Source organism: Roseovarius sp. MMSF_3281 (assembly GCF_030733685.1).
Lineage (GTDB): Bacteria > Pseudomonadota > Alphaproteobacteria > Rhodobacterales > Rhodobacteraceae > Roseovarius.
This window is the reverse complement of record NZ_JASHIM010000026.1, coordinates 30,750-49,331: the sequence shown is the minus strand read 5'-3', so window position 1 is coordinate 49,331 and position 18,582 is coordinate 30,750. Positions and strand designations below refer to the sequence as shown.

The 18,582-nt window shown below is 63.4% G+C and carries 17 protein-coding genes; 7 read left to right on the top strand and 10 right to left on the bottom strand.

The genetic code is table 11. From position 1 onward, the window contains the following. Positions 1-39: 39 nt before the first annotated feature. Complete coding sequence (locus RBB32_RS18905; protein WP_306154986.1) at positions 40-243, bottom strand: hypothetical protein; 204 nt, start codon at positions 241-243, stop codon at positions 40-42. A 279-nt stretch (positions 244-522) separates the two neighbouring features. Next, positions 523-846, bottom strand: a complete 324-nt coding sequence (locus RBB32_RS18900; RefSeq protein WP_306154984.1) for a 2Fe-2S iron-sulfur cluster-binding protein — start codon at positions 844-846, stop codon at positions 523-525. A gap of 253 nt (positions 847-1,099) precedes the next feature. On the opposite strand from RBB32_RS18900, the gene RBB32_RS18895 reads away from it, so the two are divergent. Beyond that, positions 1,100-1,660, top strand: coding sequence for a peptidoglycan-binding protein (locus RBB32_RS18895; protein WP_306154982.1), 561 nt, complete (start codon positions 1,100-1,102; stop codon positions 1,658-1,660). 75 nt (positions 1,661-1,735) lie between these two features. Next, positions 1,736-2,710 (top strand): hypothetical protein, encoded by a 975-nt coding sequence (locus RBB32_RS18890; RefSeq protein WP_306154979.1) that lies wholly within the window; start codon positions 1,736-1,738, stop codon positions 2,708-2,710. Between the two features lie 12 nt (positions 2,711-2,722). On the opposite strand, the gene RBB32_RS18885 is transcribed toward RBB32_RS18890, so the two are convergent. The 6 genes from RBB32_RS18885 to RBB32_RS18860 form a co-directional block, all read right to left on the bottom strand. Further along, the gene (locus tag RBB32_RS18885) at positions 2,723-2,989 is read right to left on the bottom strand and encodes a hypothetical protein (RefSeq protein WP_306154978.1); all 267 of its coding nucleotides are present in this window, start codon (positions 2,987-2,989) and stop codon (positions 2,723-2,725) included. Positions 2,990-3,288: 299 nt separating this feature from the next. Further along, positions 3,289-4,416, bottom strand: a complete 1,128-nt coding sequence (gene prfB, locus RBB32_RS18880; protein ID WP_306154975.1) for a peptide chain release factor 2 — start codon at positions 4,414-4,416, stop codon at positions 3,289-3,291. Between the two features lie 94 nt (positions 4,417-4,510). Beyond that, entirely contained in the window at positions 4,511-7,033 is a 2,523-nt protein-coding gene (locus RBB32_RS18875; RefSeq protein WP_306154973.1) for a penicillin-binding protein 1A, read from the bottom strand. A gap of 88 nt (positions 7,034-7,121) precedes the next feature. Continuing rightward, a complete protein-coding gene (locus tag RBB32_RS18870) occupies positions 7,122-8,339 on the bottom strand; it encodes an N-acetylmuramoyl-L-alanine amidase (RefSeq protein WP_306154971.1) in 1,218 nt (405 codons plus the stop codon). Positions 8,340-8,606: 267 nt separating this feature from the next. Next, positions 8,607-9,098: a lysozyme inhibitor LprI family protein gene (locus RBB32_RS18865; RefSeq protein WP_306154969.1), complete on the bottom strand. Its 492-nt coding sequence runs from the start codon at positions 9,096-9,098 to the stop codon at positions 8,607-8,609. A 262-nt stretch (positions 9,099-9,360) separates the two neighbouring features. Beyond that, complete coding sequence (locus RBB32_RS18860; RefSeq protein WP_306154968.1) at positions 9,361-10,506, bottom strand: pyridoxal phosphate-dependent aminotransferase; 1,146 nt, start codon at positions 10,504-10,506, stop codon at positions 9,361-9,363. 61 nt (positions 10,507-10,567) lie between these two features. Between RBB32_RS18860 and RBB32_RS18855 the strand changes: the two genes are divergently transcribed. The 5 genes from RBB32_RS18855 to RBB32_RS18835 all read left to right on the top strand — a co-directional run bounded on the left by RBB32_RS18855 (position 10,568) and on the right by RBB32_RS18835 (position 15,917). Beyond that, positions 10,568-11,902: a M48 family metalloprotease gene (locus RBB32_RS18855; protein WP_371931084.1), complete on the top strand. Its 1,335-nt coding sequence runs from the start codon at positions 10,568-10,570 to the stop codon at positions 11,900-11,902. Positions 11,903-11,908: 6 nt separating this feature from the next. Continuing rightward, complete coding sequence (locus RBB32_RS18850) at positions 11,909-12,667, top strand: DsbA family protein (RefSeq protein ID WP_306154966.1); 759 nt, start codon at positions 11,909-11,911, stop codon at positions 12,665-12,667. Beyond that, entirely contained in the window at positions 12,667-13,194 is a 528-nt protein-coding gene (locus tag RBB32_RS18845) for a glutaredoxin family protein (protein WP_306154965.1), read from the top strand. The genes RBB32_RS18850 and RBB32_RS18845 overlap by 1 nt, the downstream gene beginning before the upstream one ends. A gap of 98 nt (positions 13,195-13,292) precedes the next feature. Further along, positions 13,293-14,261, top strand: a complete 969-nt coding sequence (locus RBB32_RS18840; protein WP_306154964.1) for a glycosyltransferase family 2 protein — start codon at positions 13,293-13,295, stop codon at positions 14,259-14,261. A 198-nt stretch (positions 14,262-14,459) separates the two neighbouring features. Further along, positions 14,460-15,917 carry a DEAD/DEAH box helicase gene (locus tag RBB32_RS18835; RefSeq protein WP_306154963.1) on the top strand — a complete coding sequence of 486 codons (1,458 nt, stop codon included), beginning with the start codon at positions 14,460-14,462 and terminating at the stop codon, positions 15,915-15,917. A 208-nt stretch (positions 15,918-16,125) separates the two neighbouring features. Here the strand turns inward: RBB32_RS18835 and RBB32_RS18830 are convergent, their stop codons facing one another. Both RBB32_RS18830 and RBB32_RS18825 read right to left on the bottom strand, forming a co-directional pair. Beyond that, entirely contained in the window at positions 16,126-17,796 is a 1,671-nt protein-coding gene (locus RBB32_RS18830; protein ID WP_306154962.1) for a ribonuclease J, read from the bottom strand. Continuing rightward, on the bottom strand, positions 17,793-18,572 hold the full coding sequence (locus RBB32_RS18825) for a type III pantothenate kinase (RefSeq protein ID WP_306154961.1): 780 nt from the start codon (positions 18,570-18,572) through the stop codon (positions 17,793-17,795). Before RBB32_RS18825 ends, RBB32_RS18830 begins: the two co-directional genes overlap by 4 nt. Between the last annotated feature and the right edge of the window lie 10 nt (positions 18,573-18,582).

Below are 18,582 nucleotides of genomic sequence, written 5' to 3'. Positions count from 1 at the left end.
GCCCCTCGCGCTCCCCGGAGTACTTGGGGAAAGATGAAATCAGGGACAGGTCAGCGCCGCGTTCAGACTGTCGCGGCCAGCATATTCCGCTATCGGACGGGCTTTGAGCTTTCCGCCCATCAGCCGCGTTGCCGTGATAAACGACCAATCGCCATTGGCGGTGATGATCTCGGGGGCAACCTCGGTAAGGTGTGTTTCCACCGTGATCACCTCGGGCGCGTCATCGCCGTCAAGGTCGGCCAAGCGGGGCGCTGTATCCTCGACACCGAGGGGGCGAGAAATGTCATGGCCAGGCGGCGACCATCGGCAAACCAGGGGCGCAGCGCGCTCCATTCCACCGCATCGCCCAAGACCCCATGGCATAGCGCGTGGCGGGCGCGACATGCCCGGCCTTGGTGATGACCTGGGCACTGGCCTAGGCGCTGGCCCCCTGCGCCAGTAGCCCAAGGCACAACGCCAACCACGCGCGGCAGGCGGGCGCCCGCCCCTCGCGCAACGGAAAACGCCGCGCCTTGGGGCGCATCAGATCTGTTTTTCGGGCATCTGCACGACAAGACCGTCCAATTCATCGGTGACCTTCAACTGGCAGGTCAGGCGCGAACGTTCGGGATCGGGCTCATAGGCGAAGTCCAGCATGTCTTCTTCCATGTCGTCCATGGCCGGGAGCTTTTCCACCCAGGCCGCATCGACATAGACATGGCAGGTGGAACAGGCACAGGCGCCACCGCAATCGGCCTCGATTCCGGGAATGTTGTTGTCTCGCGCGCCCTCCATGACGGTCAGGCCATTGGCGACCTCGACCTCGTGTTTCGTCCCGTTGTGCTCGATATAGGTGATCTTGGCCATCTGCTGCGCACTCCCCTTAACTTACGTGGCGATCTGTTTGAAATCCGGACGACTCCTAGCCAAGCGATATAGGTCAGGCCAGCCCCATTTGCGACGTCTGGGGAAAACAGTTGCGACAAATGCCACATGTTCCACCTTTGTTCGCGGCAAAGGCGATCTCTTCTTATCCAAAAAGCGATTGGCCCGGCCCGCCTGTTGCGTGGCGGCACGATTACACCTGCCCCGCTTTCCCAAAGCGGCAAAACCGGGTAACATGCCGCAAAACAGCCCCCAGAGGCCCGAGCATATGAAATCGCCCCTTGTCCTTCTGCCGCTACTGGCCGGGCTGAGCGCCTGTCAAAACAGCCTGCCCCTGACCGGCCCGAATGAGCCCGAGATCGTGCAAACCCTGCAAGAGGCGCCGCCGGGCGCCGAACCCGGCACCTGTTGGGGCAAGGATGTCACCCCCGCCGTGATCGAAACCGTCACCGAACAGGTGCTGTTGCAGCCCGCCGAAGTCCGCAACGACGGCACAGTTATCGAGCAGGCCATCTATAAAACCGAAACCCGGCAGGCCATCGTGCAAGAGCGCCGGGTGACATGGTTCGAAACCCCCTGCGCCAGAACGCAAACCCCTGAGTTCATCGCGTCGGTTCAACGTGCGCTGAAGGTGCGCGGGCTTTACCGTGGGTCCATCACCGGCGAAATGGACGCCCGCACACGTGCCGCCGTGCGCGCCTATCAAAAGCCCGAGGGGCTGGATTCGGGTATCCTGTCGCTGGCCGCCGCGCGGCGGCTCGGGCTGGTCGCCGTGGATCGCCCCGACACTTCATGACATTGACGTCGCACAAGACACCGGGTGCAACGCGCCACGCGCCTTGGCCCGGTATTCCCCCGGGAAAGGCCCGCCATGACAGATGACGCCAAACTGCACCGCATGATCGCCCGCGCCATTCGCGCGCCTTCAAGCCACAACAGCCAGCCCTGGCTGTTTCGCCCCACCGAAAGCGGTATCGACCTTCTGGCCGACCGCACCCGCGCCCTGCCCGTGACCGACCCCGAGGATCGCGAACTGACCATCAGTTGCGGTTGCGCCCTTTTCGGCCTGCGGGTGGCCGCCGCCGCCGAAGGTCTGGGGGCCGCCGTCACCGCCCTGCCCGACGGACCGGGCGAGGAACGGCTGGCGCATCTGGCCTTCACCGGCCCGGCCGAGCCAGAGCTGCGCGATCTCGCCTCGCTGATCGACCTGCGCCAGACATGGCGCAAAGCCTTCACCGATGACCCCATGGACAAAGATGTCCTCACCACCCTGCAAGAGGCCAGCGCCCGCGAAGGCACATGGTTTGCCCCGCTTGAAGGGGACGCCCCCCGCGAGGCCGCCGCGAAACTGGTGGCCGAAGGCGACGCCGCGCAATGGGCCGATCCACGCTGGCGGCGGGAACTGGCGCAATGGATGCACCCGCGCCGGGCGGGCGACGGCCTTGCCTTGCCCGGACTTGCGGTGCCGGTGGCGCGCATGGTGGTCCGGCGCTTCGATATCGGCGACGGGGTGGCCGCCCATGACGCCGATCTGGCCGATCACTCTCCGCTTCTGGCCGTCCTTGGCACCGAGGGCGATACAGCCGCCGATTGGCTGGCCACGGGGCAGGCCCTGCATCACCTGTTGCTCTTGGGGGTCAAGGCGGGGCTGGGGGCCTCCTATCTCAACCAACCGATCGAGGTGATCCACCTGCGCCCGCGGTTGCAGGCCTTGACCGGGCAAATGGGCTATCCGCAAATCCTTTTGCGGATGGGGCACGCCGCGATGGATCAGACCCCTTCCCCCCGCCGCGCGGTGCAGGACGTGTTGACCGAAGGTCCGTCTTCCGCTGATGCCTCGGGTTAAAGGCGGACCGCTTTAACGCCCCTTGCGCGCCCGCCACAGGCTCAGCGGATAGGCGACCAGAGCCAAGGCCACGCCGATCGCGATCACCGCTTGGCTGATATCCATGGCCCCGATGGGATCAACACGCCGGTAAACCAGGTGAAACACGCCGCCAAAGACCGGCGGCACCCCCAGCACGCTCAGGGCATAACACCCCCAAACCGCCACTTTCCCGCGCCGCGCGGCGAAAAGGGCGCAGGAATAAACGGCAAGGTAGATACATAGAACGGTGATCAGCATGACCTATAGCTAAAGCGTTTCGCGAAAAACCTGAATCACAGATTTTCGCGAAACGCAGTGCTCCGCTCAATCGTTGCACGCGTTCGGCCGCCTTGGGCCAATGCCCCGCGCCCGCCGCCGTTTTCTTCAAAAGAAAACGGCCCGAAATCTTTCAAAGATTTCGGCAACTTAGGCCGATTGTGGAAAGCTTGAACTCCGCCCGTTCGCGCCTGAAACGCTCCCCCGGAGCGTTTCCGAGACGGCTGGGCTCCGCCCGTTCGGCCCTCAATCGCTCCCCCGGAGCGATTGCAAGACGGGCCTCACTCCTCGCCCTGCGCCTCGGCGCGGGATTTGCCCGAAACATCCATGGCCAGTGTCGCCGCCATGAACTGATCCAGATCACCGTCCAACACGCCCTTGGTGTCGCTGGTCTCGACCCCGGTGCGCAGGTCCTTCACCATCTGGTAGGGCTGCAAGACATAAGACCGGATCTGGTTGCCCCAGCCCGCGTCGCCCTTGGATTCATGCGCCTCGTTGATCGCCTCGTTGCGGCGGTCCAACTCCAATTGGTACAGCCGCGATTTCAGCGCCTTCATGGCAATATCGCGGTTCTGGTGCTGGGATTTCTCGGAACTGGTCACCACGATCCCCGTCGGCGCGTGGGTGATCCGCACCGCCGAGTCGGTGGTGTTCACGTGCTGGCCGCCCGCCCCCGAGGACCGATAGGTATCAATCCGGATATCCGCCGGGTTCACTTCGATCTCGATATCGTCGTCCACCACCGGGTACACCCAGACCGAACAGAACGAGGTGTGCCGCTTGGCCGCCGAGTCAAAGGGCGAGATTCGCACCAAGCGATGCACGCCCGATTCGGACTTCAACCAGCCATAGGCGTTATGCCCCGAAATCTTGTAGGCGGCGGATTTGATCCCCGCCTCGTCGCCCGCGCTTTCCGATTGCAGCTCGACGGTATAGCCGCGCTTTTCGGCCCAACGCACATACATCCGCGCCAACATGCTGGCCCAGTCGCAGCTTTCCGTGCCCCCCGCACCGGCGTTGATCTCAAGGAACGTATCGTTGCTGTCGGCCTCACCGTCCAGCAACGCCTCCAACTCCTTGGCGGCGGCGGTCTTGGCCAGGGCCCTCATGGCCTCTTCGGCCTCCTCGACGACATCCTCGTCCTCTTCCATCTCGCCAAGCTCGATCAGGCCCGTCTGGTCCTCGAGTTCCTGACGGATGCGATCATGGGTGTCCAAGGCATCCACAAGGCTTTGACGCTCGCGCATCAGTTTTTGCGCCTTGGCGGGATCGTCCCACAGGTTGGGGTCTTCCACCCGGGCGTTGAATTCCTCAAGCCGGTGCTGGGCCGTTTCCCACCCCATCCGCTGGCGCAACAGCTCCAGCGATTTCTCGATCTCGGTCACAAGGGTCTGAATTTCGGCGCGCATTGCTTGGGGTCCTTGGTCTGCTCAGATGCGGGTGATAACGCAGGCCGCCGGGCCGGGCAAGGTCACCCGGCCTGCGGTCATCGGCTTTTCGGGGTCAATACAGGCCGCCGGAACTCATCGTGCCAAAGTTCGCCTTGTTGCCCACCGTCGCCTTCTGGCCGGTCGAGGTGGTGACCTCCTTGACCTGCTCGGGGTCGCCCGAACGATACAGATCAAGGTTTTCACCCATGGCAAAGCCACCATCGAAGGTAATGCCAAAGATAGGCTCTTCCCCGTCGCGGAAGTACTCGGCCACCACGTGTTCGCCACTGGCGTCGTCCGACAGGCGCGCGCCGGTAAAGCGGTCGATCTTGATGAAACGCCCGCCCGGCGGCACACGGAAGTTGCCGCCACCGTATTTCTTGATGGCCTCTTCCATGAATTCCTGGAACACCGGCCCGCACATCGAGGCGCCAAAGGCCCCGCGCCCAAGGCTGCGCGGCTGGTCATAGCCGATGTAACAGCCCGCCGCGACCGTGCTGGTGAAGCCCACGAACCACACGTCGCGCGCATCGTTGGTGGTGCCCGTCTTACCCGCCACCGGCACCGGCAGGTCGATGGCCCGCGATGCGGTGCCCCGGTCGACCACGCCCTTCATCATCGAGGTCAGCTGATAGGCGGTGATCGCATCCATCACCTGTTCGCGGTCCGACACGATCCGCGGTCCGCGGTTTTGCGGAATCGTCGGATCGCCGCAATCGGCGCATTCGCGCGTGTCGTGCGAATAGACGGTCTTGCCGTAACGGTCCTGGACCCGGTCCACCAAGGTCGGCTCGACCCGCTCACCGCCATTCGCGAACATCGCGTAGGCCGAAACCACCTTGTAAAGCGTGGTCTCTTCCGACCCCAGGGAATTGGCAAGGAACGACCCCATGTTGTCATACACGCCAAAGCGTTCGGCATAATCGGCAACCACATCCATGCCCACCTCCTGGGCCAGGCGAATGGTCATCAGGTTCCGCGACCGTTCGATCCCCGTGCGCAGGGGCGTGGGCCCGTAGAACTTGTTCGACGAATTGCGCGGACGCCACAAGCCCTGCGGCGTATTGATCTCGATCGGCGCATCCACCACGATGGTCGCAGGGGTATACCCGCTGTCCAAAGCCGCCGCGTAAACGAAGGGCTTGAAGCTCGACCCCGGCTGCCGCTTGGCCTGCGTGGCGCGGTTGAAAACCGAATGCTGGTAGGAAAAGCCCCCCTGCATCGCCAGAACCCGGCCGGTCTGCACGTCCATCGCCACGAAACCGCCTTGCGCCTCGGGCACCTGCCGCAGGGTCCAGCGGATGAAATCGCCGCTGCCGTCTTCGGTCATCTTGCGAACATGGACCACCTCGCCCACTTCGAATTCGTCCCGGAAACTGCCGGGCAGCCACGCGATATCGCTGCGCGGCACCACATGCGGCGCGTTCTCGTCCGGCGCGACACCTTCGATGCCCAGACGCATTTCCTGATCGCCGATGTCCAGCACCACCGCCGGATACCACGTGCCGTTCAACTCGATGTCGCGCGCCACCTTGGCCTGTCCCAGGGCCTCGCGCCACGCCTCTTCGCTGGCCAAGGCCTCTTCGGGCAGGACAATCCCCGTCCCGCGCCAACGGCCCCTGCCCCGGTCATAGCGTTCCAGCTGTCGGCGCAGGGCCACGGCGGCCTCTTCCTGCATCTCCGGGTCAATCGTGGCGCGGACACTCAGGCCGCCGGTGAAAAACTCGCCCTCGCCGAAATCGCGGCTCAACTGGCGGCGGATTTCATCGGTAAAGTAATCGCGCGGCGGCAACTCGGCGCTGAACGGTTCGTAATCGCCGTTCTGGACGCTGCGCAGGGGCGCGGCCACCTCTGACTCATAGGTGGCCCGATCCAGATAGCCGTTCTCGAACATCTCCTTCAGCACGAAATTCCGACGGTTCAACAGCCGCTCTTTCTCGCGCACCGGGTGATAATCGCTGGGTGCTTTCGGCATCGAGGCCAGCGTTGCCGCCTCGTGCGGCGCCAACTGGCGCAGGGACTTGTTGAAATAGGTCTGCGCCGCCGCCGTCACACCATAGGAATTCTGGCCAAGGAAAATCTCGTTGAGGTAAAGTTCGAGGATCTTTTCCTTGCTCAGGGTCTCCTCGATCCGGGTGGCAAGGATGATCTCCTTGATCTTGCGCTCGATCCGGCGGTCGCCCGACAGCAGGAAATTCTTCATCACCTGCTGCGTGATGGTCGAGGCCCCGCGCACGTTGCGCCCGCGCGACCGTACCGCCTCGACAATAGCCGCCGCGATCCCCCGCGCGTCATAGCCACCGTGATCATAGAAATTCTTGTCCTCGGCACTGATAAAGGCCTGCTTGACCAGATCGGGGATATCCGCGGCGGGCGTGAACAAGCGCCGCTCGCGGCTGAACTCGTCGATGATACGCCCTTCGCCGGAATAAATCCGGCTGATGGTGGGGGGCGTGTAATTGGCAAGGCTTTCATGGCTGGGCAAGTCCTTGCCATAGATGTGAAAGACCGCGCCGATGCTCAGCGCGATCAGCATCACGCCCAGTGTCAGAAGACTGAACAGCGTGCCGAAAAATGATCCTATCGCCCGAAGCAAAGCGGCCCCCACATTGATTTGACCCTCATATAGGCACGGGGGGTCGCCGCGTCAAAACACAACTGCCGGCCCGCGTCCCATAGGCCGCTCATTGCCGTACCAGATCGGCCGCCGCCGCATCCGCCAAGCGCCATGCCGCGATCGCATCGCGCAGGGCATCGGCCATCCGCGCGCGCCACGCGCCATCGCGCAGGTTGGCCCGGTCCCGTTTGCTCGACAAGAACCCGAGCTCCACCAAAAGCGAGGGAATATCGGGGCTTTTCAACACCGAGAATCCCGCATGGCGCAGGGGCCGCGAATGCAACGGCAGGTTATAGTCCGCAAGGCTCAAGCGCACCGCTTTGGCCAGACGCTCGGCGCGCGGCTGGGTTTCCATCCGCGCAAGATCCATCAGGACATCGGCCACCACGTCATCGCTGCCGCGCAGGTCCACACCGGCCAGCATATCGGCCCGGTTATGCCGCTCGGCCAAGGCCGCACTGGCCGCATCGCTGGCACTGTCCGACAGGGTATAGACCGTGGCCCCATGCGCCCGCCCCTCGCTTAACGCATCGGCATGCAGCGACAGGAAAATATCCGCCTGCACCTGATGGGCAATCGCCACCCGCCGCTCCAGCGACACGAAGGTGTCGTCGTTCCGGGTCAGAACCACCTCCATGCCGCCCGCGCGCAAAAGCACCTCTTTCAACTCGCGGGCAAACTGCAACATCAGATCTTTTTCGGCCAGGCCACCGGCCTCGGCCCCCGGGTCGATCCCGCCATGGCCGGGATCAATTACCACCGTCAACGGGTCTTCGCCACGTTGGCGCGGGCGGCGCTCGGCCTTCACCCCCGCCGACGGCAAAGCCCAGCCCGGCATATCCGGCGCGCCGGAGGCGGCGGCGAATGCCTCGGGGTCACTGGCCTGCAAGACAACCTCCAAGGCCGCGGCACCGGTTTCCGGTGTCACCCGCAAATCCACGGTTTGCGGACGGTAAGGCCCGTCCAGATCCACGACCATCCGCGACCATCCGGGCCGGAACCCGCCCATCCGCAGGGCCAGGGCCCGCTCGCTGCGGTCCAAGGCTTCGGGCGAAACCCCTTGCCAATCCACCTCGCGGAAATCCATCACCAACCGGGCCGGATCATCCAGGGTAAACACCCGGTACGGCACCCCTTGGCTCAGGGCCAGGTCAACCGTCAGGCCCCGGCGCGTATCCTCCACACCGCTCGCCTCGGGCAAAACCCGCGCCAGGCCGCTGAACTCCTGCGCCCCGGCCAAACCGGCCCAAAGGCCAAGAACCATTACCCCAATTGCCCTGATCATCCTGCTCACCGCCGTTTTGGCTCTTTCTTTGCGGCCAAGATACACCAAGGCCAACCCCAATGCACCTGCCCCGGCGCGTCTTCTGGCCGAAAATATCCAAATCCCGCCGTCTCCCGACGGCGCGCCCCGCCAAATTCTATCGGCCCGCCGGCCAAGGCGTTTCGAAACGCCTTGCACAAAGCGCCTTCAAAGGCGCTTTAAAACGCAAATTCGAATTTGCGTGCCCAAGGCCTTTCGAAAGGCCTTGCCCCCTTGCGCGCGCAGTATTCAACGCAAATAGTCCTGCCGCATCCCGCGTAGCACGAAATACTGCCGCGCGGTTTGCACCATCTGGCATTCGGCAAAGGCCGGCCCCGCCGCCGACCCAAAGGGCTTGGCTAGCGCCAGCGCATTGTCACAACTTGCATCGCGGTAAACCATCCACGCCCGCTGCATATCCCGCAGCGCGGTGACCAGCGCGCCGGCCTCATACCCCACGTCCCCCGCCTCGCGCTCGCGCGCCAGATAGACAAGGTGTTGATACGCCCTGTTCAGGGCCGCGTCCCAAAACACCGCCTCGGCCTCATGGCAGGCGGCAAGCACCATGTTCGGCCCGCCACCATTGGCCTCGATGCAGTCATAGGCTTCCCGCCCCACGCACAGCATCGGGTCGTCCTGAATGGCAATGCAGCGATCTATCCGGTGACCATCCACCGCGAAGTCCTGCGCCACCACCGGCAGGGCCGCCGCCATGCCCAGCAAAACCAAAATTACTCGCATCCCACTCCCCCGCCTCTGCACGACCAAGGCCAACGCCCGCCCAGTATCTCATCCAAGATATACCGCGCAGACACAGTGCTTGCATAACCCTTTCGATACGCGCGGCACACATAGCGACGACAACCGGCCATGCCGCTCATGCAAAACGTAAAAAACGCCCGTACGTTTTGCACCGCGCGCCCTGTTTACCCGCCGGGCTGCGGGAAAAAATATCGATGCAATACCGACGCGGTGCAGGATTTTTCGAAGTTAAACCAATGGGTTAACCACGCTCTGCCATGAACCGCTCAAGCCGCGCCAAACCCTCCTCAATATCCGCCGTGCTGCGGGCATAGGAAAACCGGATCGTTCCCGCCCCACGTGCAGGGTCGAAATCCAACCCCGGCGTCACCGCAACGCCCGCCCTCTCCAATATCTCGGCGGCAAAGGCGCGGCTGTCGTCGGTGATGTGGCTGACATCGGCATAAACGTAAAACGCCCCATCCGGCGGCGCGATCCGGTCGAATCCTGCCTTGGGCAGCCCCTCCAGCATCAATTGCCGGTTGGCGCGATAGACGGCCATATTGGCCTCCAACTCCTCGCCGCAGTCCATCGCCGCAAGGGCCGCCACCTGGCTGGCATGCGGCGGGCAAATGAACAGGTTCTGCGCCAGGCGCTCCACCACCCGCACATGATCGTCCGGCACCACCATCCAGCCCACGCGCCAGCCGGTCATGCTGAAATACTTGGAAAACGAGTTGATCACATAGGCCTCGTCGCTGATCTCCAGCGCGGTCACCGCCTTCGCCTCGTACTCGATACCGTGGTAAATCTCGTCGCTGATGAAACTGGCCCCCTGGGCCTGGCAGGCCTCCATGAGCGCGGCCATATCCGCGCGACCCAACATCGTCCCGCTGGGATTCGCCGGGCTGGCCACCATCAGACCCGCCAGATCACGACCCGCAAGGTCGCCCGGCACCGGCTGAAGGCGGTTTTCCGCCGCTGTCTCGATATCCACCGGCACAAGGTCCAGCGCTTTCAGGATCTGGCGGTAACTGGGATACCCGGGGGCCCCGATGCCCACCCGGTCGCCAGTATCGAAAAGCGCCGTGAAGGCCAGGATAAAGGCCCCCGAACTGCCCGGGGTCACCACCACCCGATCGGGGTTCAGATCAACGTCGTACCACTCGCCGTAAAGCCGGGCGATGCGGGTGCGCAGCGCGGGCAGGCCAAGCGCCACGGTATAGCCCATGGCATCCTCGTCCATGGCCCTTGCCAAAGCGTCCCGCGCCCCCTGCGGCGCAGGTGTGCCCGGCTGACCCACCTCCATATGGATGATATGCCGCCCCTCGGCCTCGGCCCGCCGCGCGGCCTCCATCACGTCCATCACAATAAAGGGATCAACGCCGCTTCGGGTTGAGTTCCGCATCGCTTCGCTCCTAAACTGCGCCTGTTACCGCCCGTTTCAACCGGAAAAGGCCCTGCCGTCAATGCACCTTATCAGGCTCTTGACCATCGCGCTCCTGCTTACGATGACGCTGGCAGCACCCCTGCGCGCGCTGACCCTTCTGCGCGATCCCGATATCGAGTATGCGCTCAAGCAATTGGCCGAACCCGTGCTGAAAACCGCGGGCCTCAGCCCGGCGCGCGTGGATATCCTTGTGATCGACGATCGCAACCTCAACGCCTTCGTGGTCGACCGCAACCATATCTTCGTCCACTCCGGCCTTTTGCTGAAAATGGACAATGCCGCGATGCTACAGGCGGTCTTGGCGCATGAGGCCGCCCATATCGCCAATGGCCACCTCGTGCGCCGCCCGATCAACCTGCGCAACGCGCGCACCGCCGCCGGGATCGGGGCGGCACTTGCCGCAGCCGCCGCCGTGGCCGCAGGCTCGGGCGAGGCCGCCGCCGGTGCCGCCCTCGGGGCGCAAACCACCGCGCAACGCCTGTTCTTCGCCCATACAAGGGCCGAGGAAAACGCCGCCGACCAATCCGGCATGCGCTACATGGCCCAAGCGGGGATCGACCCGCAGGGCATGGTCAAGGTCATGGATATCTTCCGTGGTCAGGAAGCCCTCAGCGCCGCGCGCCAAGACCCCTACGCGCGCACCCACCCAATGAGCGCCGACCGCTTCCGCGTCGTCAAACGGCTGGCCGACGCCTATGCGGACAAGGCCCGCAACAGCCAGACCTACGACTACTGGTTCGCCCGCGCCAAGGGTAAGCTTTCGGCCTTTCAACGTAGCCCGAAATGGACATTGCGCCGGGCCGGAGAATCGGGCTTTCGCGATGTCAAACTCATCCGCGAGGCGGTGGCCCACCACCGCCGCTCCAACCTGTCGCGCGCGCTCAAATCCATTGATGCCGCGATCGCCACACGGCCCAAGGACCCTTTCCTTTACGAACTCAAGGGCCAGATCCTGATCGAAAGCCGCCGCTTCGGCGCGGCGGCCTCGGCCTATGGCCGCGCCACGCAGCTCGACCCGAACAACCCGTTGATCCTTGGGGCCTATGGCCGCGCCCTTCTGGCACAGGGCAAGGTCGGGCAAGCCACCCAGTATCTTGAAAAGGCCCGCGCCCGCGATGCCCGCGACAGCCGCGTGATGCGCGATCTGGCACAGGCCTATGCCAAGCAGGGCAATCGCGGCATGGCCTCGTTGCTCACCGCTGAACGCTACGCCATGCAGGGCCGGATGGAAGACGCCGGCCTGCACAGCCAACGCGCCAGCGATATGCTGCCACGTGGCTCGACCGGCTGGCGTCGCGCGCAGGATGTGCTATCTGCGGCGCAACAGGCCGCCAAACAACGCAAACGGAGATAACCCCGCATGAAACGCCGCCCCCTTTTGCCCGCCATGGCCCTTGCCATGGCCTCGCTCACCGCCCTGCCCGCGCAGGCCCTCGACCTCGAGGACATGAGCCAACCCGAGCGCGAGGCCTTCCGCGCCGAGATTCGCGCCTATCTTCTGGACAACCCCGAAGTGATCATGGAAGCCGTGGCCGTCCTCGAACAACGCCAGGCCGAGGCACAGGCGCAAAATGACGTGGATATGGTCCAATCCAATTCCGACGCCATCTTTAACGACGGTCATTCATGGGTCGGCGGCAACCCCAAGGGCGACATCACCCTTGTCGAGTTCATGGATTACAAATGCGGCTACTGCAAACGCGCCTTCCCCGAGGTCAACGACCTGCTGGAATTTGACGGCAACATCAAACTGATCGTCAAGGAATTCCCCATTCTGGGCGAACAATCCGTGCTGTCCGCGCGTTTTGCCATCGCCACGCTGCAAACCCAGGGCGACGAGGCCTATGAACAGGTGCATGACGCGCTGATGGCCTTTTCCGGCGACATCACCAAGACCACGCTTGACCGCATGGCCCAAGGGTTCGGCCTCGATGTCGAGGCGATCACCGCGCATATGGACAGCGACGAGGTCGACACCGTCATCGCCGAAAACCGCGCGCTGGCCCAACGCCTGAATATCTCGGGCACGCCTTCGTTCGTCATGAACGACCAAATGCTGCGCGGCTACCTGCCTCTGGACGAGATGCAGCGCGTCGCCGCCGAGATTCGCGAAGACTGATGCCCGCGGCACGTCAAACCGGCCTGCTGCCCCTGGCGGCAGGCCTTTTCAGTCTGGCCACTCCCGCCGGGGCCGGGACAGATTTCACCGATCTGACCCCGACGGAACGCGCCGTTTTCCACGCGGAAATCCGCGAGGCTCTGCTCGGCCTGCCCGATCTGACCGACAAGATCGCCCCGCCCCCCATCGACCCCTACGCCGATGCCATCGAAGACGATCTGGCCCGGATCGAAGCCAAGGCCGCGCGGCTTTTCGCCCCCGGCCTGCCCGGCTTTGGCCCCAAGGACGCAAGGCAGACCATCGCCCTGATGGTCCGGCCCGACTGCCCCGAGTGCGCCCGCGCCAAGGCCGAGCTGCGCAAGCTTGCCGAAACCCACGACCTGCGGGTGACCCTGATCGACATCACGGAAAACCCCGACTTGGCGCAAGCGCTCGACCTCGACCTTGCGCCCTCATACGTGCTGCCCGACATGATGCTGCGCGGCCATATGCCCGCCATCGTGCTGCAACGCTACCTGGCGGAATAAGGCGCGCGGCTGATCGCTGCCGCGCCGCGCGAAGAAGCCCAAAGGGCTGATAAGCGCGCCCCTTGCGCCCGCCGCGCCCCCAACGCATTCTGCCACGCATGAGCACACCCACATGGGGCCTTGTCGCCACGATCAAGGCCGATAGCACCGATATCCTGAACTTCGCCGCCCATCACCTCGATCTGGGCGCGCATCGCGTGCACATCTACCTCGACGACGACGCGCCACGGGCGCGTGAGGCCCTGATCGGCCACCCCAAATGCCGCGTCATCCTTTGCGACGACGGCTATTGGAAACGCCGCGCCAAACGCAAAGGCCGCCCCGCCAAGCACCAACCCCGCCAGACGATGAACGCCACCCATTGCTACAACCGCAACCCGCAGGTGGATTGGCTGGTGCATCTCGACGTGGATGAGTTTCTCTGGCCGGCCGCCCCCCTGCCCGACCAACTGGCCCCGCTGCCCGCCGATACCCTCTCGGCCCGCGTGCGCCCGATCGAGGCGCTGGCGCCGGACCCCGCCGACCCCCCGCCCGAGGGGCAAATCTGGGCCAAGGGCTGCGCCGAGCGCCTCAAACACCGCCGCGCCCAGACCAACGCCATCTATCCCACCTATGGCGATCACCTGAACGGCGGGTTTCTCAGCCATGTGGCGGGCAAGGTCTTCGTGCGCACCGGGCAGGACGGAATCACCCTGCGTATCCACAATGCCTTTCAGAACGGCGACCAAGACGATAACGCCGCCCCGCTGCCCGACACCCGCCTCGTCCACCTGCACGGCCACGACTGGGACCATTGGCTGAAACACTACCGCTTTCGCCTCGCCCAGGGCTCTTACCGCGACAGCCTCAAACCCGCGCCCATGGCCGATGGTGTGGCCCTGACCATGAACCAACTTTTCACGCTGCTGGAATCCGAAGGCGGCGAGGACGCCCTGCGCGCCTTTTACACCGAGGTCTGCACCGCAACGCCCGACCTGCGCGCCCGCCTCGCCCAACACGACCACCTGCACGCCGTCACCCTCGACCTGGCAGCCAAAAGGGCGCGGCATTTCCCCGACACCCCTTGAATTGTTGATATTTGCGCAACAATACCCATCTCTTGACCTATAACGTCGCGCGTGCGGAGCCTTGGATTGACCAAGCCCCCCATCTTCCGCTACACGCGAGACCACTCGGGTCACCAATGTGACGATTCACGGGGCCAAACGGGCCCGACCCGAACCAGACGCGCGGGCCAAGGTAGTGTCCGCAAAACATGGACACACATGACCAAATTCACTGATCTGAACCTGAACCCCAAGGTCCTCAAGGCCATCACCGAAGCCGGCTATGAAACGCCGACCCCGATTCAGGCCGGGGCCATCCCCCCCGCCCTCGAAGGGCGCGACGTTCTGGGAATCGCCCAAACCGGCACCGGCAAAACCGCCAGCTTCACCCTTCCCATGCTGTCGCTTCTGGCCCGTGGCCGCGCCCGCGCCCGGATGCCGCGCAGCCTTGTGCTCTGCCCGACGCGGGAACTGGCCGCACAGGTGGCCGAAAACTTCGATACCTATTCCAAACACCTCAAGCTGACCAAGGCGCTGCTGATTGGCGGGGTCAGCTTCAAGGAACAGGACAAGCTGATCGACAAGGGCGTCGATGTCCTGATCGCCACACCGGGCCGCCTTCTGGATCACTTCGAGCGCGGCAAGCTTTTGCTGACCGGCGTGCAGATCATGGTGGTGGACGAAGCCGACCGGATGCTCGACATGGGGTTCATCCCCGATATCGAGCGTATCTTCTCGCTCACTCCCTTCACCCGGCAGACCTTCTTCTTCTCGGCCACCATGGCGCCCGAGATCGAACGCATCACCAACACCTTCCTGCAAGCGCCCGAACGCATCGAAGTGGCACGGCAAGCCACCGCGTCCGAGACCATCGAACAGGGCGTGGTGATGTTCAAACCCTCGCGCCGCGACCGCGCCGACAGCGAAAAGCGCAAATTGCTGCGCGCGATGATCGACGGCGAAGGCGACAAATGCACCAACGCCATCATCTTCTGCAACCGCAAGAGCGATGTCGACATCTGCGCCAAGTCGCTCAAGAAATACGGCTATGATGCCGCGCCCATCCATGGCGATCTGGACCAATCGCAACGCACCAAGACGCTGGACGCTTTCCGCAATGGCGAGTTGAAAATCCTCGTCGCCTCCGACGTGGCCGCCCGCGGCCTCGATGTGCCCTCGGTCAGCCATGTGTTCAACTACGATGTGCCGGGCCATGCCGAAGACTACGTCCACCGCATCGGCCGCACCGGCCGCGCGGGCCGCGAAGGCAAGGCAATCACCCTTTGCGGGCCACGTGACGACAAGACATTGGATGCCGTCGAAAAGCTGCTCCAGAAAGATATTCCGCGCCTCGAGAATCCGCTGAAACCCGGCAACCCCGAAAAAGCCGAGGCCAGCGAAGAGGCCAAGCCGAAACCCTCGCGCTCCAAATCGTCCCGCTCGAAATCCGCCAAAGCGGATGACGCCCCGAAGGACGACCAAAGCGCCAAGCAGGATCAGCCGCAGGCCTCCGACACCAAACCGTCGGACGCGAAATCCGAGCGGTCGTCGAAACCCTCGTCCCGCTCGCGCGGGGGCCGTGGCGGCAAGGGCGGCAACGACAAGGCCGTCGTCGGGATGGGCGATCACCTGCCCAGCTTCATCGCGCTCAGCTTCGAAGAACGCCGCGCGGGCTGATCCGGTTCCAAAAGGCGCGGCTGCGCCGCAAAAGGTTTGATTTTGATGAGGGGCCTTGCCCCTCAAACTCCCCAGGATATTTGGAAAAAGAAGAAGGGGTAAGGTGCCCCTGACGCCGCCAGTTTCGTACGACTCGTACGATCCAGTTTGGCCCACCCCCGAATTTCGTACGAAAAACGGGGGGTAAGCGTACGACTCGTACGAAAACTCAGGCGCTCAATCGGCTGATGATGACGCTGACCTCGGGGCGTTTGCCGATCTCGTTCTGGGCGCTTTGCCGGGTGACCTTGCGCAGCCCCTCTTCCAGCTTGTCGTCGTCCAACAAGGTCTTGGATCCGGCCCGGCCCATGAATTGGCTCAGGTCTTCTTCCAGTACGTCCAGAAGCGGTGCGCGGCTTCGGCCTTCTTCTGGTAAGCCCTTGATTTCACACCAAGGTTCGCCAAGCGGTTCGTCGTCTTCATCAAGGATCACATTGACCATGACATGCCCGTTCAACGCCATTCTGATACGGTCACGCACCACGCCATCCAAGGCCCCGATCTTGATGCTGCCATCCAGATAGGTGCGGCCCGTTTCGACGTATTCGGCCACCTCGGCGCGGTCGCCGGTCAGGTCGACCATCGTGCCATTTGGCGCAAGAACACCATGTAAGCCCTTGGCTTTACTGAGTTTTACATGCTCCCGCAGATGCCGGTGCTCGCCGTGCATGGGCACCACGAAATGCGGTTTGACCAGATCATGCAGTTTTTCCAGGTCCGGCCGGTTGGCATGGCCCGACACATGGTAAAGCCCGCTGCTGTCATCCACGACATCGACGCCCATCTCACTGAATTGATTGATAATTCTGATGACGCCGCGTTCGTTTCCCGGGATGGTTTTCGAGGAAAAGAGGAACATGTCCCCCTCTTTCATGGTGATGCCCTGATACTTGCCCTGGGCCAATTGCGCACTGGCCGCGCGCCGTTCACCTTGGCTGCCGGTAACGATCAGCATCAGGTTCTCGCGCGGAATTTCCTTTGCATCTTCGGGACTTATGGTTTTCGGGAACTCCTTGAGAACCCCGGTTTCAACCGCGGCTTCGATCATCCGGCGCATGGCACGGCCCAGAAGGCAGATCGACCGCCCGGCGCGTTTGCCCGCCTCGGCCAGCGTTTTCACCCGCGCCACGTTACTGGCAAAGGTGGTGGTCACGACCATGCCCTTGGCACTTGAGATCAACCCTTCGATATCGCCCGCCAAGGTACTTTCAGAACGGCCTGCATGTGCATTGAAAACATTGGTGGAATCGCACATCAGGGCCTTCACGCCGGGCGCCGCCAAGGAGGCCCAAAGCTCTTCGTCAAATGCCTCGCCCACGACCGGATCATGGTCGATCTTGAAGTCGCCCGAATGCACCAGACGGCCCTTGGGCGTGTCGATGACCAAACCGGAACTCTCTGGAATCGAATGAGAAATCGGCACGAAACCGACCTTGAAAGGGCCGACCTCGGTGACTTCGGGCCAGGCCGAAACCGTGCGCACCGATTTCTCGGTATAGCCCTTCTCGGTCATCTTGCGCCGCGCGATATTGGCCGTGAAGGCGCGGGCATAGATCGGCGCGCCAAGCTCTTCGTGAAACTGCGCCACGGCGCCGACGTGATCCTCGTGCGCATGGGTGATGAAAATCGCCTCCAGACGGTCACGACGCTCTGCAAGCCATTGAATATCCGGGAAAATCAGGTCGACACCGGGGGTTCCATCCATGTCCGGAAAGGTCACGCCAAGGTCAACGAGGATCAAGCGCTCCTTACCCGGCTCTCCGTAGCCATAAACATAGGCGTTCATGCCGATCTCACCGGCGCCCCCGAGGGGCATGTAGATAATTCGTTCGCTGCTCATTGGGCCTCGGCCTTCTTGTTGTACTCATGGATCACGGCCAGGCCGTGCATTGTCAGGTCGTCTTCGATCTCATCGAAAAGCATCTCGCCTTGGGCAAATAGCGTGGCAAGCCCGCCTGTCCCGATGATCCGCATGGGACGATCATATTCCGCGCGGATACGCTCACAGATGCCGTTCACAAGCCCCACGTAGCCCCAGAACACGCCCGACTGCATGCAGTCTACCGTATTGGTTCCAATAACTTTTTGCGGCTTGGTGACATCCACATGCGGCAGGGCGGCGGCGGCCATGTGCAGGGCCTCGAGGCTAAGGTTTACGCCGGGTGCGATAACCCCGCCCAGATAGGCCCCGTCCCTGGCCACCACATCAAAGGTGGTGGCGGTGCCAAAGTCCACAACGATTAAGTCACCGCCGTGCCGATCATAGGCCCCGGCAGTATTGACCAGGCGGTCAGGCCCGACTTGAGTGCCCGGGTCCACGCGCGGCGGATGCGGCAACAGGCATTCGGGCTTGCCCACGACCATCGGGCGGCATCCAAAAAACCGGTCGGCAAAGACGCGCAGGTTGAACACCACGCGCGGCACCGTCGAGGAGATAATCACATCGGTGATGTCCGGGCTGATCCCGTAGTGATTGACCAGCGTCGAGAACCACGTGAAATAGGCATCCGCGGTGCGCGCATGGTGGGTCGAGGTGCGCAGGGTGCACAGGAATTCCTTGCCGTCCCAAATGGAAAACACCGTGTTCGTGTTGCCGCAATCAATCGCCAGAAGCATGCGCCGCCCC

Excerpts from the sequence above, each read along its gene's own strand:
- RBB32_RS18845 (WP_306154965.1), top strand. The coding sequence starts at position 12,667 with ATGCCCGCGGCACGTCAAACCGGCCTGCTGCCCCTGGCGGCAGGCCTT.
- RBB32_RS18855 (WP_371931084.1), top strand. The coding sequence starts at position 10,568 with ATGCACCTTATCAGGCTCTTGACCATCGCGCTCCTGCTTACGATGACG.
- RBB32_RS18830 (WP_306154962.1), bottom strand. The coding sequence starts at position 17,796 with ATGAGCAGCGAACGAATTATCTACATGCCCCTCGGGGGCGCCGGTGAG.
- RBB32_RS18895 (WP_306154982.1), top strand. The coding sequence starts at position 1,100 with ATGCCGCAAAACAGCCCCCAGAGGCCCGAGCATATGAAATCGCCCCTT.
- RBB32_RS18840 (WP_306154964.1), top strand. The coding sequence starts at position 13,293 with ATGAGCACACCCACATGGGGCCTTGTCGCCACGATCAAGGCCGATAGC.
- RBB32_RS18850 (WP_306154966.1), top strand. The coding sequence starts at position 11,909 with ATGAAACGCCGCCCCCTTTTGCCCGCCATGGCCCTTGCCATGGCCTCG.
- RBB32_RS18870 (WP_306154971.1), bottom strand. The coding sequence starts at position 8,339 with ATGATCAGGGCAATTGGGGTAATGGTTCTTGGCCTTTGGGCCGGTTTG.
- RBB32_RS18825 (WP_306154961.1), bottom strand. The coding sequence starts at position 18,572 with ATGCTTCTGGCGATTGATTGCGGCAACACGAACACGGTGTTTTCCATT.
- RBB32_RS18885 (WP_306154978.1), bottom strand. The coding sequence starts at position 2,989 with ATGCTGATCACCGTTCTATGTATCTACCTTGCCGTTTATTCCTGCGCC.
- RBB32_RS18865 (WP_306154969.1), bottom strand. The coding sequence starts at position 9,098 with ATGCGAGTAATTTTGGTTTTGCTGGGCATGGCGGCGGCCCTGCCGGTG.
- RBB32_RS18860 (WP_306154968.1), bottom strand. The coding sequence starts at position 10,506 with ATGCGGAACTCAACCCGAAGCGGCGTTGATCCCTTTATTGTGATGGAC.
- RBB32_RS18890 (WP_306154979.1), top strand. The coding sequence starts at position 1,736 with ATGACAGATGACGCCAAACTGCACCGCATGATCGCCCGCGCCATTCGC.
- RBB32_RS18835 (WP_306154963.1), top strand. The coding sequence starts at position 14,460 with ATGACCAAATTCACTGATCTGAACCTGAACCCCAAGGTCCTCAAGGCC.
- prfB (WP_306154975.1), bottom strand. The coding sequence starts at position 4,416 with ATGCGCGCCGAAATTCAGACCCTTGTGACCGAGATCGAGAAATCGCTG.
- RBB32_RS18900 (WP_306154984.1), bottom strand. The coding sequence starts at position 846 with ATGGCCAAGATCACCTATATCGAGCACAACGGGACGAAACACGAGGTC.